The following is a 17,006-nucleotide window of genomic DNA, read 5'->3' on the forward strand; positions in this document are numbered from 1 at the left end:
GGGCCCTTAGTCGTAGTTGTGGAGTCGTTTAATTAAGTAAACGTGAGCGAATTATGATTAATTGGATACCAGCAGCGTTTGACTCACCGCTTGGTTGAATTCACTACGAGCTTGCTGCGCTTGTTCTGACAGAGCTTGTTTGCGTTCTTTCGCTTGCGAGATGGCTTCGAGAGAAAGGTTGAGCTCTTGTTGCAATGCGTCTGGAATGTGATGTTCGGTCAGATCCGAATCGACGCTATGTTCTAACGCATAAGCTCGAATTCTCTTTTTTACATCCAATAGCTGTGAAAATGCGGCGCGTTCTAACTCAGCTGCTTCTTGTGCGGCGTCTTTTATTTTTTCAAATTTGGCCAGCGCCATTCCTTCGGTAGACCATGGGTCCATTTCTGGTAACTCGTCAATATTGATTGTTGGTTCAACGTAATCTTCTTGATGGCGTAAATCTAGGCTGGTGGCTCGTACCGCAGAAATCATGAGCATGATGGAAATGCCTAGAAGTGGAAGCCCTCCCACAATGGCAGCGGTTTGGAGTGTGGAAAGCCCCCCTAAGAACATCAGTACCGTTGGCAGTAAAGACAAAGTGAATGCCCAAAACATTCTATTCCAACGCATCGGTTCTTCCGTCACATTGTTTTGCACAACAGAGGCAAGAATGTAAGAAATGGAATCGAAAGTTGTCGCGGTGAAAATCACGCATAGTAAAGTGAATACCGCTATGGCGAGGCTACTCATAGGCAGTTGACCTAGCATCGAGAAAATTGCTTTGGTTGCGCCTTGGGTGTTGAGGATATTTACCACGTCAAGTTGCCCTGAAAGCTGTAGAGACAAACCGTAGTTACCTAAGATCATAAAAAACAAAAAGCAGCCGAGTGAGCCAAAGAATATCGACCCTGAAACCATTTGTTTAATGGTTCTTCCACGAGAGATACGCGCGACAAATAGCCCCATACTGGGCGCAAAAACCAGCCACCATGCCCAATAAAAAATTGTCCAATCTTGTGGGAAATGCGTATTGTCAAAGGTTCCATAGCCACCAAAGGGCTCTGCCCATGTAGCCATTACGAAGAAGTTTGAGAGTAAGCGGCCAATGGAGTCTAAGCCTGTCTCCAACATGAATATCGTTGGGCCTGCCGCAAGTACGAATGCCAGTAGTCCCATCGCACCCCAGAAGTTAATGTTGCTGAGAATTTTGATCCCTTTTTCTAACCCGGCGTATGAGGAATACGCAAAAATCGCGGTGCAGATCAGCAAAACCGCAGTTTGAGTTGTTGTGTTTTTAGGTAAGCCAAACAGGTGGTTAAGACCTTCATTGATGAGTGGTGCTGCAAGTCCCAGCGTAGTCGCGGCGCCGCCGAGTAAACCAAATATGAAAAGCACATCTACGATTTTGCCTGCAGCGCCTTTGCTTCGCGCTTCTCCTAGCACAGGCATTAGTGCGCTGGATACTTTTAACACGGGTTGTTTACGTACGTAAAAGAAATAGGCAATAGGCAACGCCGGGATTAAATAAATAGACCATGCAATGGGACCCCAGTGAAACAGGCCATAAGTTGCCGCCCAGCGAACGGCTTCTTCGCTACCAGGTTCAAGTTGAAAGGGTGGTGATTGATAATAATACGCCCACTCAATACAGCCCCAGTAAAGAATGCTAGCGCCGATACCGCCACAAAATAGCATTGCCGCCCAAGATGCCGTTTTGAACTCTGGTTTTTCATCAGCATCACCAAGCTTGATCTGTCCCATATCGCTAAAAATCACGTAAATCATGAATGCGAATGCCGCAAGCCCTAACGCTAGATATAGGAAGCCGAGTTGATCGGTCATAAAAACTTTTGCTATCGAAATCCATTCTGCCCCTTGGAGCGGGAAAAGGATCAATGGGATGGTTATCGTGATGAGAAGCGCAATAGCGCCAAAAAAGGTTGGTTTATCAATAAGTGAAAAAGAGTTGTTCACGAGCGTGCTTCCATAATAATTGAATAACTATTATCGAATGTGCGGTGAACTTTGAACAAACAGAGTATTTTGTCTTAAAGACAAATATTTTTAGCGCAGGCTCTGTTGTAAGTAAATGAGCACAGCAAGAAGGTAGCGGTTAGATCAGAGCTAACAGGATGCCGCCTACTGTTGCCGCAGCGGAAAGATATTGCCCCGCCGAATAAGACCCATCTTCTTCATCTTTTATTTTATCTGGGTGATCGATCCCCAGTGCACCATGAGCAAAGGATTCAACTTTGTCTCCTACCGTTGCATTTTCGGCTGCTGCTTTTTTATTGTCTTTTTCAATTTCTTGTAATGCCGCTAGCAATGCTTTTCCTTCGTCAGACAGAGTGACTTTATTTTGTTCCATCTTCAGTGGTGCCGCGTTGTCCGCAGTGGTTGCAGGCTTGGCTTGAGGTTTCACCTGCTGAGCAGAATAGAGCTGAGCTCCGCTCGTTCCGACTGGTGTCATAATGCTCTCCTTAACATACCCTCAATTAAGAGTATCGGCAGTCATGTAAAAAACTTGTGTAAATAATCAACCTATTGTCTGATTTTTATACATAGCAATTCTTGTGCCTATGATTAAGGAGAGCGATAGCAAATGGTTAATCACATACCAAATCACGATTTCGGTTACTTAGAGAGTGGTAGGCCTGCATTCGATTTTCTTTTTTAATGTACCTAGCCGGAGGATCAAGCACCTCTAATTGGAAGTCAGAGCTATCCTGAGTGATTTCACTCGTAGGGGTAATAACCACAACATTAAGGTCAGGTGAGCGTCTTAGAATGGATTGTGCAGTGCCTAATGCGCCTTCAGTGTGGAACTTACCTGCAATATGTAAGATTTGGGCGTCAGGCTGCTTAGTTAGGTATTGGGTGATGGATTCAGCCATGGTTTCATCCCAAGTAACTTGCGCGGCAAACTGTTTTTTAGTTTGCTCAGGAGAACCGTGGTGCATGGAGGCCATAAACTTTTCTTTGTAAGGGCTATCACTGGTATCGATGTTTGATGCTACCCATTGGCGCTGCTCTTCATTTAAGCCCTCAAGGTAGTCCAAGCCTTTACGGCCGATACATCGAACAAGCTGTTTCGGCGCATTGGCCGCAATGACATCGATCTGATTGCTCTTTGCTACTTCGATCAGTGGGCGGTAATCACTTTCATAGTTGGGCCACGCTGTTGCTTGCTTCATTAAGAATTGCTCGCCAATTTCACCGGCAAGATATTGATTGAGGAGCTCTTGGTTATCACGCGTAAACTGCTCCATGGACAGCACGATAGGCTGGCCTGCTTGATAGAGCGATTGGAGTAGGTCGGTTTGAAAACGATGGATACCTGAATGGGTATGCCACTCTCCGACTAAAATCACGTCGGCATCCAACAGTGCCTGAGGCAGAGGGTTAAGAGTTAGCGCCTGGCCTTTTGGAGAATGTAATTGGTAATCGTAGAACGTGGAGACAGGTTGAGCCTCACTGATGCTCGCATGGTTTGAGCAAGCCGATAAAAGAGATACAAGGCTGATAAGTAATAATTTTTTCATAAGAATGCCTCCGAAAATGAACGCTGAATAATATAGGAGGCATGATTAACTTTCAATGCAAATGAGAATTAATAACAACTGGGGCGATTAGTTGTTCTTTCGGTATACTCTCAACATAAAGTCAGCTTCACACTGAAAAAGTTCAGCGGCTTGAAGTTCTTGTTTGAACTCTGCCGTAGCTTTCCATGCGAAAGGCGTCATTTGCAATAAGTCGTAGGCATCGCCACCTGTTAACTCCATTGTATAGTTTAGCTTTTCTTGATGCTCCAGCGAAAAGCCTTCAATCTCTTCCGGAGTTTCATCGTGCAGGCGGACACCATCATAAATACGGTCACGAAGTTGATATAAATGTCGTCCGGCAGGTGTCACAGTAATCACTACGCCGTCGTTTTTTACGGCTCTTTGCAGCTCTTCTGCTTTACAAGGGGCGTAAATACGAAGGACGGCGTCTAGGCTGCTATCGGCAAATGGTAAGCGATGGCTAGAGGCGACAGAGAAGTCACAGTTCGAGTAACGCTTTGCTGCATACTTAATGGCGATTTTAGAAATATCTAAACCAAATACTGTGGTACTCGCCGTTGCTTGAGACGCCACTTCATGAGTGTAATAACCCTCACCGCAACCTATATCCAATAACGTCGCAGACTGTTCTGGTAAATGAGATGTACACAGGCTCGCCACTGCTTGGCGCATAGGGTTGTAATGATTCTGTTCGAGAAAGCGTCTGCGCGCTTGCATCATTTCTTTGTTATCACCAGGATCTTTCGAGCGTTTATGATGCGCTGGCATCAAGTTGACATAACCTTCTTTCGCAAGGTCAAACTGATGGTTTTTGTCGCATTTAAACGTACGCTCAGTTAGCGATAAAGGTTGGTGACACAAAGGGCATTGATAAGTCATTACGAACTCAGGGTAAAAATTTGAGAACGAAAATTTTAACAGGAAGCGATGGGGCATGCTAGCGCTAAGCAAGCGGGCAGAATGAGTACAGGCTAGTCGTTTGATTAGCCTGTACTGGGTAGTGCGTCGAGGTTAGCTGAAGAAATCCACTTGTTTTTTCAAAGACTCAGCTTGTCTTTGAAGTTCGTCGGCACTTTGTGAAGTTTGTGCGCTGGTGGCTCGACTTTGCTGGTTCAAATCACTGATCGCATGTGCGTTAGCGGCAATTTCCTGAGACACTTGTGCTTGTTCCTCTGAAGTCGCAGCGATAGTTTCAGCTTGGGCTGCAATGGACTGAACTTGAGAAGCAATAGATTCAAGAGCGGTGCCCGCTTCTTGCGCCTTATCTAGAACTTGGTTAGCGTTTGTCTGGCTTTGAGCCATTAGACCTACAGCGTTACCTGTCGAAGATTTAAGCTTTTCAATGATATTCACGACATCTTGTACCGAAGTTTGAGTGCGGTGCGCTAGAGTTCTCACTTCATCAGCGACTACCGCAAAACCACGGCCTTGTTCGCCCGCGCGCGCTGCTTCAATAGCGGCATTAAGCGCTAGTAAATTCGTTTGCTCAGCGATGTCATCGATCATTTTAGTGACCGTTTGAATGCTTTCACTATCAGTGTTGACCTGTTCTATCGCGGCTGCGGATTTATCGAGTTGATCGTTTAGCTGGGCAACATCAATGCAAACTCCTTCAACCACTTCTAAACCTTGTTGGCTGTCATCATTGGCGAAGCGTACATTTTCCGCAATACTGCCGACTTGCTGGGCAACCGATTCAGCTGAAGTAGCCATTTCTTCGATTGCCGTAACGACTTGTTCGACTTGATCTTGTTGGCGATCAGACTGAGCAAGATTGTGGCTGGCATCTTGAGAAACACTGTTAGAGCGATTTTGCACTTCATCGCTGGTTAGGCGAATTTCGCCAACTAGGCTGTTGAGCTGGCTTGCCATTGCAGCAACGCCGTTATTTAGGTTGCTGATTTCATTCTTAGTTTGTTTACCTGAATGTGGAATATCTAAACTTACTTCGCCTTTCCCTAAACGAGCCATGTATTGGTTGAGCGTTGTTAGTGGCACTAGAGTGCGATTTAGAAAAACGGTAAGGACCAGAATCGTAGCACCAGCGACCAAGGTGGCGATGATGGCAATTAACTTAAGTAATTCATCACTGCCTTTGGTCACCTCTTTGATGAAGGTGCCACCTAACAGTTTCCAGTTCCACCCTGGAACCTCGGTATACACGAGATATTTTTCGCCAACGGTTTGTTGGTAAGAATAAGGGTAGCGAATTAGACCCGAAGCCTGTTCAAAGATCTTATAGAAAGGTTTATTACCTTCGTAATCCGCGACGTCGATGATTGAAGCGTCACCATCTGCCAGAGTTGGGTGTAATAAGTATTGGCCTTTACTTTCCTCTTCGTTGTTAACCACTATGGTGTAACCAGTATCACCCCAAGAAACCGAACGCAGTGAGTCAAACAGATTTTGCGTCGCATCTTCTACGGGTAATCCGATAAATGAGATGCCATTAACTTTACCGTCTGCGCCCATCAGTGGCGAATAGTAAGTGATGTAACGTTGGCCGAAGAGTTTCACCTGCGCGTAATAGGCTTGCCCAGATTTGAGCTTCTGGTATCCCAAGTGTGAACTATCCAGCATAGTGCCTACAACACGGTCACCTTTCGGATCTTTTAGCGATGTAGAGACTCGGATGAAGTTATCACCATAAGGAGCAAACAGCGTAGCCACCGCTCCGGTATCGCGCGTGAAGCTGTCGACGAGTTTAGTATCGTTAATCAGGCTCTCACCATACTGAGTCATATTGAGTACGCTTTTATTTTCGAATTCGACTTCGTAATCTTCGATATAGACGCCTGCTAGGTAGCCATTGCGAAAAGTTGACTCCAGCACTTTTGCAGTATGAAGATAGGCATCGAATTGCCCTGCGATGGTTTTGGCCATTGCCTCTACTTTTGATTGGTGCTCTCGTAGTGTGCTATCGAGCAAAACTTGTGAAGCATTGCGATAAACTAAAGTCCCGACCGAGCCAAACGAAATGAGTAAGCAAAGTAAAATAACCAACTTGAGTTGAAAGCCTACACTTTGATTTTTGTATTTTTCAAACATGAATTAACGATCCCTTTTTCAGAGCAAGTCACTGAAAGTAATTTATAAAGTGTATTTATTATTTTAAGTATCATACAGAATTATAAAATCACTTAAATTGATAATAATTAATGAATTACTTAATAAATGATATGAGTAAATAGATAAGAAAGCGGAAAGGGCTGAGAAATTTCAGTAACTCACGGATATTTTTTGCGTTCAATCGTGGGAAGAGGGCTTAAACGCGAGCGGAAATTCGATCCTAAAAAACACAATGCAGCCGAGTGGCTGCATTGTGTTGTATGGTGAAATTGGTTTAATTCCAGTCGATCTTGGATTATTTTACCGAAATGGTCGTTATTAGCTGGTGGCTCTCACCTGGTGTTAGTGTTTTACCTGCTTCTATGGTTGGTGCGTGCAAAGTAGACTCAACACACAGCATGGTTTGGTAACCGTCGTTTTGCATGTCGCCCATACCGGTTGCGCCTTCCGCCCAAGGGTTCCATAGTACCGCTGAGTTGTGGCCAGCGTTGACTACAGATAATGTGCGTTTGAGTTTGTCGTCAGCAACACAGATCTCTTGTTCAGGTTTAGTGTAAACGCGATCGATGGTATCGGTCAGTTTTAGCTCTTTACCACCCTTACAACACTTATTTTCAAGTAAGCTATCGACATACTCTGGCCCCATGCCTGTAGTGATTGTGCGCTCGATATCGCCTACGTTTAAATAGGTATGGAGCGCACCAGAGAAAGTCCAAGCTTGTTGGTCAGTGTTGGTTACGTCCAGTGTAACTTTGAGCGACTCACTGATTTCAAAATTGAGTACGGCAGAGAATTGGAAAGGCCAGATCGCCAATGTGGCATCCGATGGCTTAAGGCCCAAGCTGATAATGACACCTTGCTCATTTTCACGGTGTTCTAACAGAGTCCACTCACTTGAACGAGCAAAGCCATGAGCTGGAGCGGCAATGCGGCCAAACCAAGGCCAACATACGGGGATACCACCACGAAGTGCCGTCTTACCGTCAAAGATTGCTTGCTCACTCATCCAAATAAGATCTTCCTGACCATCGGGTTGGAAAGACACTAGGTGGCCACCGTTAAGTGCAATACCTGCTGTCGCCTTGTCATGAATGACACGTACGATTTTATTCTCGCCTTGTTGGACGATCGTGACATTGTCAGATAAAACGGTCAGTGCGGGTAGGGTAGATAAGTCCATAGCAGAATCCTTAGTGGATAAAATTAAATTCGAATAGTGCCTAGAAAGGATAAGGTAGTATTCGAATGGAATTTAGTTAGCTAGCGTGGTTGGCAAACCTCGAATTTTAGATATTAAAAAGGCGACTCAAGAGCCGCCTTTTTGTTTGTCTTTCAAAACAAACTTCGCTAATTGCTTAGTCTAAAAGTAATGATTACTTAGAGATGTGAGCGATTAGGTCTAGAACTTTGTTTGAGTAACCGATTTCGTTGTCGTACCAAGATACAACTTTAACGAATTTGTCAGTTAGAGCAACACCAGCTTTAGCATCGAATACTGAAGTTTGAACTTCGCCGATGAAGTCTTGAGAAACAACTTGGTCTTCAGTGTAACCTAGAACACCTTTTAGCTCGCCTTCAGAAGCTTCTTTCATTGCAGCACAGATTGCTTCGTAAGATGCAGCTTCTTTTAGGTTAACAGTTAGGTCAACTACAGAAACGTTAGCAGTTGGTACACGGAAAGCCATACCAGTTAGAAGGCCGTTTAGTTCTGGAAGAACAACGCCTACAGCTTTAGCAGCACCAGTTGAAGATGGGATGATGTTTTGAGAAGCACCACGGCCACCGCGCCAGTCTTTAGCAGAAGGACCATCAACAGTTTTTTGAGTTGCTGTAGTAGCGTGAACTGTAGTCATAAGACCAGATTCGATACCGAACTTGTCGTTAAGAACTTTAGCTACAGGCGCTAGACAGTTAGTAGTACAAGAAGCGTTAGAAACGATGTCTTGACCAGCGTAAGTTGAATCGTTTACGCCCATAACGAACATTGGAGTTGCGTCTTTAGAAGGACCTGTAAGAACAACTTTCTTAGCACCAGCAGTGATGTGCTTACGTGCAGTTTCGTCAGTTAGGAAAAGACCAGTTGCTTCAGCAACAACGTCTACGTCGATTGCATCCCATTTTAGGTCTTCTGGGTTACGCTCAGCAGTTACACGTACAGTTTTGCCGTTAACGATTAGGTTACCGCCTTCAACTTCAACAGTACCGTTGAAACGGCCGTGAGTTGAGTCGTACTTAAGCATGTAAGCCATGTATTCAACATCGATAAGGTCGTTGATACCAACAACTTCGATGTCATTGCGCTCTTGCGCTGCACGGAATACGAAACGGCCGATACGGCCAAAACCATTAATACCTACTTTGATAGTCATTGTAGTTGCTCCACAACTTAATTTCTGATTAAAGATAACTGGTAGTAAAATTACAGAATCCAGTAAATTTCTGCAATAGATAATCCGACTTAACTTGTTTAATGTCAAAAAAAAGCGACGCTTTTCTTAACAATTACACGTAAATGGTCGTTTTTTATACATTGCGAGTGATTCCGATCCCTTCCAGTTGGGGTAAAATAACTCGAAATGGCAAGTTACTTATGAATGTATATGTACAAAGTTTCTTGGTGAGAAAGTATGTGCTACAAAAGTGCGCAGATGCAAGTTTTTGTAGAAAAAAGTAAATATAATAAATGAGAATAAAGGAAAATATTAACGTGAAATCTAAGGGGGAAATGATGAAGAAACCTGATGAATACTGGCGTGAGCACTTGTCTGATGCTGAATATAAGGTGTGCCGTGAGCGTGGTACGGAAGCCCCTTTTACAGGGAAACTTCTTCATAATCGTGAAACCGGAATTTATCGCTGTACTTGCTGTGAAACGCCACTGTTTATTTCGGAAAATAAATATGATTCTGGGTGTGGTTGGCCGAGTTTTGATGCGCCGATCAACGACACCGCAATTCGCTATATAGAAGATCTAAGTCACGGAATGAAGCGAGTAGAGATACGTTGTTCAGCATGTGATAGCCACCTAGGTCACGTTTTTCCTGATGGACCTAAGACGACAGGCGAAAGATTCTGTGTAAATTCAGTGTCGTTAATTTTCAACAAAAATGAAAAAAGCGGTGATTAATTCACCGCTCTTGTTAAAACTTTTCATAAACGCAATTAAGAAGCTGGGCTGTACTGCGTCGGAATTAATGTCCGTTTGTACATGCCATCTTCGATTGCGTCTTCAATTTTAGCGGCAATGTCTTCTAATTGGTCGTACTTTTCGGCGCTGAACCCGTAGAGCAAGCTGAGTTCACTTTCGGAAGCGATAGGCACTTCAAACCGTTGTGCGACCATTGCCCAAATATACGCTTTCTCCTTTGAGCCTAATTGGTGGTTAATGCTCGCGAGAGATTTGAATATCTCTCGGTTTACGTTGGATGCATTGGATAGTTCAAGCGCATTGTTGAGTAACACGAGCGTTTTTTCTTGATCTCTAGTGGTGTAGAAAGTCGCTAGCGCGTACTGCATTTCTGCTGTTTGTAATGCTCTTGTTCCTTCCAGCTGTAAGAAGCTTCGTCTTGCGTCGTCGTTGCCAGTTTGAGACCAAAGGAAGTAGAGCGTTTCCGGCCTTTGTGAGGTGGAAAGTTCTTCAACGATACGATCGGTCTCTTCAATACTATGCATCAGTGCATTGAAACGTTGCTGTTTAAGTGCAGATTGGTCAATTGGCGCGATTTGGGAAGCCAGCTCTAAGCACTTTTTGTAAGCTGCAACTAGGGTATATTCGGTAATTTTGTTGGCGTCAGTCGGCTTTTTTAGCACTTCAAAACGGTGCCAAATTAAATCAGTGCGAGGCAGGCGGCATTGACCGTCATTCATGTTGAGTTCTTCGCAACGTAAGCCTTTATTGTCTGCACAAAGTTCGTCTGTATTTTTGTTGCCTTCTAAGCACCCAGTCAATAATAGTGGGAGAGAGGCGGCGATCAGCCATTTATTAATACTCATATTCCTTCACTTGTGATCAATTACACTTATTTCTTTTTCTATCCTTGACTCAAATCGTCAACGGGTTATTTTCTGGTAAAAATTGTTACGTAAAAGGTTCACCATGAATGCAGAACAACTTCTTAGTGCGATGACTCCAGATGTTTATGAGCGTCTTAGTTATGCCGTTGAAACAGGTAAATGGCCTGAGGGCACTCCGCTATCTAAGGAGCAACGAGATTCTTGTATGCAAGCCGTGATGCTTTACCAGTCTAAGCATAATGTAGATGCGCAACATATGACAGTGGCGGCAGGTGGAGAAATCAGCTTTAAATCAAAGTCTGAGCTGAAAAAACAATTCCAAGCAGGTCAAGAAGATATTGTTCGAGTGAATCCTAACAAGTAGAACTTATTTTTGTCGTAAATGTAGAACCCAATTAAAAAGGGTGGCCAACGTGGTCACCCCTTTTTGTTGTCGTCGCTGTAGTGAAAATTAGAGGCTCATTTCGCCGCGCAGTACTTTTTGCATTTCCTGCTTCACTTCTTCATAGCTCAGTTCTTGGCTTAGTAAATAGTGAAGTTTTGCCAAAGCCGCTTCAGGTGTCATGTCGAATCCACTGATCACACCCGCGTCAGCCAACGCACAACCTGTCGCGTAGCCGCCCATGTTTACTTTACCGGCTAAACATTGGGTTAAGTTAACTACGATCACACCACGTTCAGATGCTTCTTTTAGATGGCTGAGCAGTTCTGGGTTCTGTGGAGCATTACCTACACCAAAAGTCAGCAAGATCATTGCATTTACCGGCTGAAGCAGAGTATTTCGTATCACTTCGTGAGAAATCCCCGGATACATGGTAATCACACCGATCGGCTGAGGCGTAATGTTATGAACTTTAAATTCGCCTTCCGGTTTTTGGTCGACAACGATGTTGTTACCAACTTGAATGTTGATTCCCGCTTCTAATAGAGGCTGTAAGTTCGGCGAAGTGAATGCATTAAAGCCATCAGCATGAGATTTGGTACTACGGTTACCACGCATCAGTTTGTTATTGAAAAATAGCGTAACTTCATTAATTGGGTAGTTAGCGGCAATGTGCAACGCATTCAGCAGGTTTGCTTGACCGTCTGAACGAAGCTCAGCAAGTGGGATTTGAGAGCCCGTTACGATTACTGGCTTGCCTACATTTTCTAACATAAAAGAAAGCGCAGAAGCGGTATACGCCATGGTGTCGGTTCCGTGCAGAATTACAAAGCCATCGTATTTATCGTAGTTTGCGCGAATGTCATCAGCGATAATTTGCCAATCCATAGGCGTCATGTCTGAAGAATCCATTAACGGTGAGTATTCATGGATAGTGTATTCAGGCATTTCTGGACGATGGAATTCCGGCATGCTTGCCAGTTGTTTATCCATAAAGCCAGCGACAGGTACATAACCGTGATCATCTGACTTTTGCATACCAATGGTTCCGCCTGTGTAGGCGATATAGATATGTTTTCTTGGCATAGGAATAATTTCTTTGTGTCGTGTAGGGAACAGGTGGGCGATTATAACCAATTGCTAGCCAATAAAAAGAGGTGCGACTCACCTCTTTTCAGTGGTATTGACACTATGATCGGCTAAATACTGTTTTGAGGGTAAGTCGTATCCTATCGTCAAAACGTGTTTACCGTTCAGGCGAAGCCATTTCGCCTCTGTTCACTACATAATCTGGCTCGATTAGAGTACTTAAAGTTAAGTTCTGATTATCTGCTGTAATGGTAAAAAGCGCGATGAGTAGGTGAAAGTAGATCTGAATCATCATCGATAAAGTCATTCGTGATCATATTGCCAAACTTTTGTGATGAGCCTTGCTTCAGCGACGGCGACGTTACTCGAAGTTAGGTGTAGCTGGGAGAAGTAGCTTTCAGCTAGGCCAGCCATTGGATGGCCACTATTAAGGTGGGTGATATGTCACTGGCGAAGAGCCGTCTTCACACTCCCGTACCTACAATGCTGCTTGGAGAATATAACAACGCTGTCTTGGGGCGACACAAAGCTCGCCTTTAAGTCAGTTGATAAAGCGGCAGACAGGTTGGTTGTTCTAATTGTGTTTATCGAAGAGTGTTGGAAGTAATCGACTGAAGTGGAAATGTTTGTGAAGGAAGGCGGCGATATAGAGGTAATTAACCAAAATAAGTTAGCGGCCTTTATAACAAAGTAGAGCAGGTAAACATAATTTTACCTGCTCTGGTTCGAACTAATTATTGAACTTGGCAGTTTAAGCAGAAAGCATAACGGCCATGTGGGTCATTGAAGCTCGTCAGTAGCTCAGCGTCTTGGGTTAATTGCTGAGAAACTGGCTGTAATGCGCTCGGGATTAGTGATTGCACATCTAAGCCTAGCGACATCTGTACTTGATTCATAAAATCTTGGATGAACTGTTCAGTCGTCGACAATGGTTCTTCTACCCAGTAAACATTGTAATCTTCCAGCTCGGCGAGTGAAGCTGCAATTGAAATGGCATCATCAAAATCACCAATCTTATCTACTAAGCCATGTGCCATCGCATCTTGTCCGGTCCAAATGCGGCCTTGAGCAATTTTATCTACGTTAGCAACTGGAATTGCACGATTGTCACTGACTAAGCCAATGAAACGCTGGTAACCATGTTCAATTCCCATTTGGAAGGCATCTTTAGCGCCTTGCGAAAGCCCTGTGGTGACACCGATGCCAGAGAAAGGTGATGTGCCGACGCCATCGCTGTAGACACCAAACTTGTTGAGGCCTTTCTCGAAGGTGGTGATCACGCTAAAGATACCAATCGATCCGGTAAGGGACGTAGGCTGAGCCAGAATTTGGTCTGCACCCATCGAAATCCAGTAACCACCGGAAGCTGCAAGGCTAGACATGGAAACCACAACGGGTTTGCCTGCGGCTTTAATGGCATCGATTTCATTACGAATGACTTCAGAGGCGAAGGCGCTTCCTCCTGGGCTGTCGACGCGTAGTACCACAGCTTTAACCTTGTCGTCGTTACGCGCTTGGCGCAATAGCCCTGCAGTGGTGTCACCACCAACAGTACCTCGTGGCTGTTGGCCGTCCATGATCGCGCCACTCGCGACAATCACGGCTACGTCACTTTCCGCAAGTTGAGGTTTTGGTGTGATTTTAGAATGATATTCGTAGTAACCCACGGCGTTGTAACTGTCTTCGCCGTCGCTGCCAAACACTTCCGCAAGTTCAAGTCTTACTTGTTGGCGAGTGGCAAGCTCATCGATTAAGCCAAGTTTTTTAGATAGCGCAGCGATATCACCATTCACTGATTTAAGGTCCGCTAGGAAAGTGTCCATTTTCGGGTTCAGGACAGACGGATCGATTTGACGGTTGTTCGCTACGTCATCTACGTATGCACCCCATAATTGGCCTAGCCAACGAGCAGCAGACTCTTTGGCTTCACCTGACATATCGTCACGAACAAAAGGTTCGATCGCTGATTTGTACGTACCAACGCGGAATACATGAGTGTTGACGTCAAGCTTCTCTAATAGCGTTTTGTAGTATAGCGAATAAGCGCTGTAGCCTTTAATCATTACCCCGCCATCAGGTGCCATAAAGATTTTATTGGCGTAACTGGCTAGGTAATACTGACTTTGATTATAGAAGTCACCAATGGCATAGATTGGTTTCCCTGTTGCCTTAAACTCGTTAAGGGCCTTTGCAATATAACGTAGCTTGGTGAGATTCGTTTCTGGCATATCACGTAGCGCTAGAACGATACCGCTAACGTTCTCATCAGTTTTTGCGTGTCGGATCGTTTCAACAATATCAAACAGTACGTTTTCTTTTGGTAGATCCTTTCCAAACAATGAACCTGTAAACGAATCCATCGGATTGATATAGCGGCTTTGCTCAACGATAGGGCCGGACAAATTCAGCACAAGAGCTGATTGCTTTTGAACCGTTGGCTGAGGAGCTGTGGAATAGAAGTAAATAAAGTAGATAACCGCGATAGTGAGTAGAAATAGCAGGTTGGCGAGTGCTAAGCGTACGAAAGTGATGAGCTTCCAGATCCCTTTGAAGATCATGCCGATAAATTTGAATAGTTTCTTCATTCTGTCTCCACAGCGAAATACATGTAAGAGTGCGTGACTGTTACAGAGTAATCTCAATAATATTAACTGCTTAGTATCCTACGTTAATTAATCATCTCAGACCACAGTCGGAATTGTTAACTGATATAAATTCTCAATTACTCATCTATATCAGTGTAGACAGACTTCACTGATATCGGCGTGATTTTTCTCTCAGGTTGATCGGTGTTACAGAAATGTAAACGGTTGTTTGATTTTTTGCTTTTAGAGTAATAGTGTGGTCTGACCACAAGGATTAAATAATATAAGTGATGTCAGCCATGTACCCACATTTGCTCAAACCCTTAGATCTTGGATTTACTCAGCTTCGTAACCGCGTATTAATGGGCTCTATGCATACCGGTCTTGAAGAAAATAAAGAAGGTTTACATAAACTTGCCGCTTTCTATGAAGAAAGAGCGAAAGGCGGGGTTGGCCTGATTGTTACTGGTGGCTTTTCACCGAATTTACGTGGACGTTTGCATCCATTTAGCGCCGAATTCAGCAAAGTAAAACATGCGAAAGCGCATAAAGTTGTGACCGAAGCGGTGCATAAACACGGTGGTAAAATAGCGTTACAAATTCTGCATGCTGGCCGTTATGCCATGCACCCATTCGCGCAAAGTGCGTCTGGTATCAAAGCGCCAATCGCTAAGTTTGCGCCAAGCGAAATGAGCCCTCGTCAGATCAAAAAAACCATTAACTCATTTGCGAATAGTGCCGAACTTGCTCAACTGGCGGGTTACGACGGCGTCGAAATTATGGGATCCGAGGGCTACCTAATTAACCAATTCATTTGTAAACGTACCAATATGCGATACGACGAATGGGGTGGTAGCTACGAAAAACGCATGCGTTTCCCATTAGAAATTGTTCGCTCGATACGTGAAGCTGTGGGTAAAGATTTCATCATCATCTTTAGATTATCCATGCTGGATTTAGTCGAGCAGGGTAGTACCTTTGAAGATGTGGTGCTATTGGCTCAAAAGCTAGAAGAAGCAGGTGTCACTATCATTAATACAGGTATTGGCTGGCACGAAGCACGAGTTCCTACGATTGCGACTCAAGTACCACGCGGTGCGTTCACTTGGGTAACCGAAAAAGTGAAGCCGTACGTTAGTATCCCTGTTGTAACCTGTAACCGCATTAATACCCCAGAAGAAGCGGAAAAGATTCTGAGTTCAGGGCAGGCTGATATGGTTTCTATGGCAAGACCATTCCTTGCAGATCCTGAATTTGTCGTTAAAGCGGAAAAAGAACAATCTCAACTGATCAACACATGTATCGGTTGTAACCAAGCGTGTTTGGATAATGTATTTAAAGGCAAGCGTGCGAGTTGTTTGGTTAACCCAAGAGCGTGTCACGAAACCGAAATCGTTGTTCAGCCAGCAACGAAGAAAAAGAAAATTGCGGTGGTTGGAGCGGGGCCTGCGGGTTTAGCTTGTGCTACCACGCTTGCTCAGCGCGGTCACGATGTCGATTTACTTGAGAAAAATGACCGGATCGGTGGTCAATTCAGACTCGCGATGCAAATACCTGGTAAAGAAGAATTTAGAGAAACCATTCGTTATTTCGCGAATCAGATAGATGAAACGGGTGTGAATCTAAGATTAGATACCGAAGCATCTTTTGAAATGCTGCTTGATTACGATGAAGTAGTAATGGCTGCAGGCGTGGAACCAAGAAAGCTAAAAATCGATGGTATTGATAACGAAGAAAAAGTAGTGGATTACCAAACGCTTATTCGCGATAAAACCCCGGTTGGCGACAAAATTGCGATTGTGGGTGCTGGTGGTATTGGGGTTGATGTCGCAACTATGTTGACTGAACCCGCATCTCACAATCTTGATGATTGGCTACACGAATGGGGTATTGATAAGAACATCGAGCACCCGGGTGGTTTGTTCCCGTACCCAGACTCGTTGAGTGACAAGACCGTGTGGGTGATGCAGCGTAAGAATGGCCGTGTGGGTAAAGGGCCTGGAAAAACTACTGGCTGGATTCATAAACGTACGTTAGAAAAACGTGGTGTAAATCTAATGGGTGGCGTGAGCTACGACAAAATAGATGATCAAGGCTTACACATTCATGTTGGTGAGAAGGAGCAACTTCTTGATGCCGATAAAGTTATTATTTGCGCAGGCCAAGTTTCGGTGCGTCCGTTCGAAGATATGTGGCAAGAGTTTGGTGGTAAGCTGCATGTGATTGGTGGAGCGGATTACGCAGGCGAACTGGATGCAGTAAGAGCAATTCGCCAAGGGGTAAAACTGGCCGTTAAATTGTAGTGAAGTAACGGGTTGAGCT

13 protein-coding genes are annotated in these 17,006 nt (G+C 44.4%); 3 read left to right on the forward strand and 10 right to left on the reverse strand.

Annotated features, from left to right (window positions below):
- Nucleotides 1–57: 57 nt before the first annotated feature.
- The 7 genes from ELZ11_RS12120 to gap form a co-directional block, all read right to left on the reverse strand.
- Nucleotides 58–1,956, reverse strand: coding sequence for a BCCT family transporter (locus ELZ11_RS12120; RefSeq protein ID WP_137357678.1), 1,899 nt, complete (start codon nucleotides 1,954–1,956; stop codon nucleotides 58–60).
- 139 nt (nucleotides 1,957–2,095) lie between these two features.
- Nucleotides 2,096–2,452, reverse strand: a complete 357-nt coding sequence (locus ELZ11_RS12125; RefSeq protein ID WP_137357679.1) for a hypothetical protein — start codon at nucleotides 2,450–2,452, stop codon at nucleotides 2,096–2,098.
- Between the two features lie 136 nt (nucleotides 2,453–2,588).
- The gene (locus ELZ11_RS12130) at nucleotides 2,589–3,524 is read right to left on the reverse strand and encodes a ChaN family lipoprotein (RefSeq protein WP_137357680.1); all 936 of its coding nucleotides are present in this window, start codon (nucleotides 3,522–3,524) and stop codon (nucleotides 2,589–2,591) included.
- 87 nt (nucleotides 3,525–3,611) lie between these two features.
- Nucleotides 3,612–4,424: a 23S rRNA (guanine(745)-N(1))-methyltransferase gene (rlmA, locus tag ELZ11_RS12135; protein ID WP_137357681.1), complete on the reverse strand. Its 813-nt coding sequence runs from the start codon at nucleotides 4,422–4,424 to the stop codon at nucleotides 3,612–3,614.
- A gap of 132 nt (nucleotides 4,425–4,556) precedes the next feature.
- Nucleotides 4,557–6,593, reverse strand: coding sequence for a methyl-accepting chemotaxis protein (locus ELZ11_RS12140; RefSeq protein ID WP_137357682.1), 2,037 nt, complete (start codon nucleotides 6,591–6,593; stop codon nucleotides 4,557–4,559).
- A 316-nt stretch (nucleotides 6,594–6,909) separates the two neighbouring features.
- Nucleotides 6,910–7,794: a D-hexose-6-phosphate mutarotase gene (locus ELZ11_RS12145; RefSeq protein ID WP_137357683.1), complete on the reverse strand. Its 885-nt coding sequence runs from the start codon at nucleotides 7,792–7,794 to the stop codon at nucleotides 6,910–6,912.
- A gap of 193 nt (nucleotides 7,795–7,987) precedes the next feature.
- Entirely contained in the window at nucleotides 7,988–8,983 is a 996-nt protein-coding gene (gene gap / locus ELZ11_RS12150) for a type I glyceraldehyde-3-phosphate dehydrogenase (RefSeq protein ID WP_049846785.1), read from the reverse strand.
- Nucleotides 8,984–9,342: 359 nt separating this feature from the next.
- Here gap and msrB point away from each other — a divergent pair, with 359 nt between their 5' ends.
- Nucleotides 9,343–9,741, forward strand: coding sequence for a peptide-methionine (R)-S-oxide reductase MsrB (gene msrB / locus ELZ11_RS12155; protein ID WP_137357953.1), 399 nt, complete (start codon nucleotides 9,343–9,345; stop codon nucleotides 9,739–9,741).
- A 35-nt stretch (nucleotides 9,742–9,776) separates the two neighbouring features.
- On the opposite strand, the gene ELZ11_RS12160 is transcribed toward msrB, so the two are convergent.
- Nucleotides 9,777–10,607 (reverse strand): DUF2989 domain-containing protein, encoded by an 831-nt coding sequence (locus ELZ11_RS12160; RefSeq protein WP_137357684.1) that lies wholly within the window; start codon nucleotides 10,605–10,607, stop codon nucleotides 9,777–9,779.
- Nucleotides 10,608–10,710: 103 nt separating this feature from the next.
- Here ELZ11_RS12160 and ELZ11_RS12165 point away from each other — a divergent pair, with 103 nt between their 5' ends.
- Nucleotides 10,711–10,992, forward strand: a complete 282-nt coding sequence (locus ELZ11_RS12165; RefSeq protein ID WP_137357685.1) for a YeaC family protein — start codon at nucleotides 10,711–10,713, stop codon at nucleotides 10,990–10,992.
- An 87-nt stretch (nucleotides 10,993–11,079) separates the two neighbouring features.
- Here ELZ11_RS12165 and ansA read toward each other — a convergent pair whose 3' ends face one another.
- Together ansA and sppA are read right to left on the reverse strand one after the other, a co-directional pair.
- Entirely contained in the window at nucleotides 11,080–12,096 is a 1,017-nt protein-coding gene (ansA, locus tag ELZ11_RS12170; RefSeq protein ID WP_137357686.1) for an asparaginase, read from the reverse strand.
- Between the two features lie 737 nt (nucleotides 12,097–12,833).
- Complete coding sequence (gene sppA / locus ELZ11_RS12175; RefSeq protein WP_137357687.1) at nucleotides 12,834–14,684, reverse strand: signal peptide peptidase SppA; 1,851 nt, start codon at nucleotides 14,682–14,684, stop codon at nucleotides 12,834–12,836.
- A gap of 290 nt (nucleotides 14,685–14,974) precedes the next feature.
- Here sppA and ELZ11_RS12180 point away from each other — a divergent pair, with 290 nt between their 5' ends.
- The gene (locus ELZ11_RS12180; protein WP_167494684.1) at nucleotides 14,975–16,987 is read left to right on the forward strand and encodes an NADPH-dependent 2,4-dienoyl-CoA reductase; all 2,013 of its coding nucleotides are present in this window, start codon (nucleotides 14,975–14,977) and stop codon (nucleotides 16,985–16,987) included.
- The last annotated feature ends 19 nt before the right edge of the window (nucleotides 16,988–17,006 follow it).

The sequence above is a fragment of the Vibrio profundi genome (assembly GCF_005281835.1).
Taxonomy (GTDB): domain Bacteria; phylum Pseudomonadota; class Gammaproteobacteria; order Enterobacterales; family Vibrionaceae; genus Vibrio; species Vibrio profundi.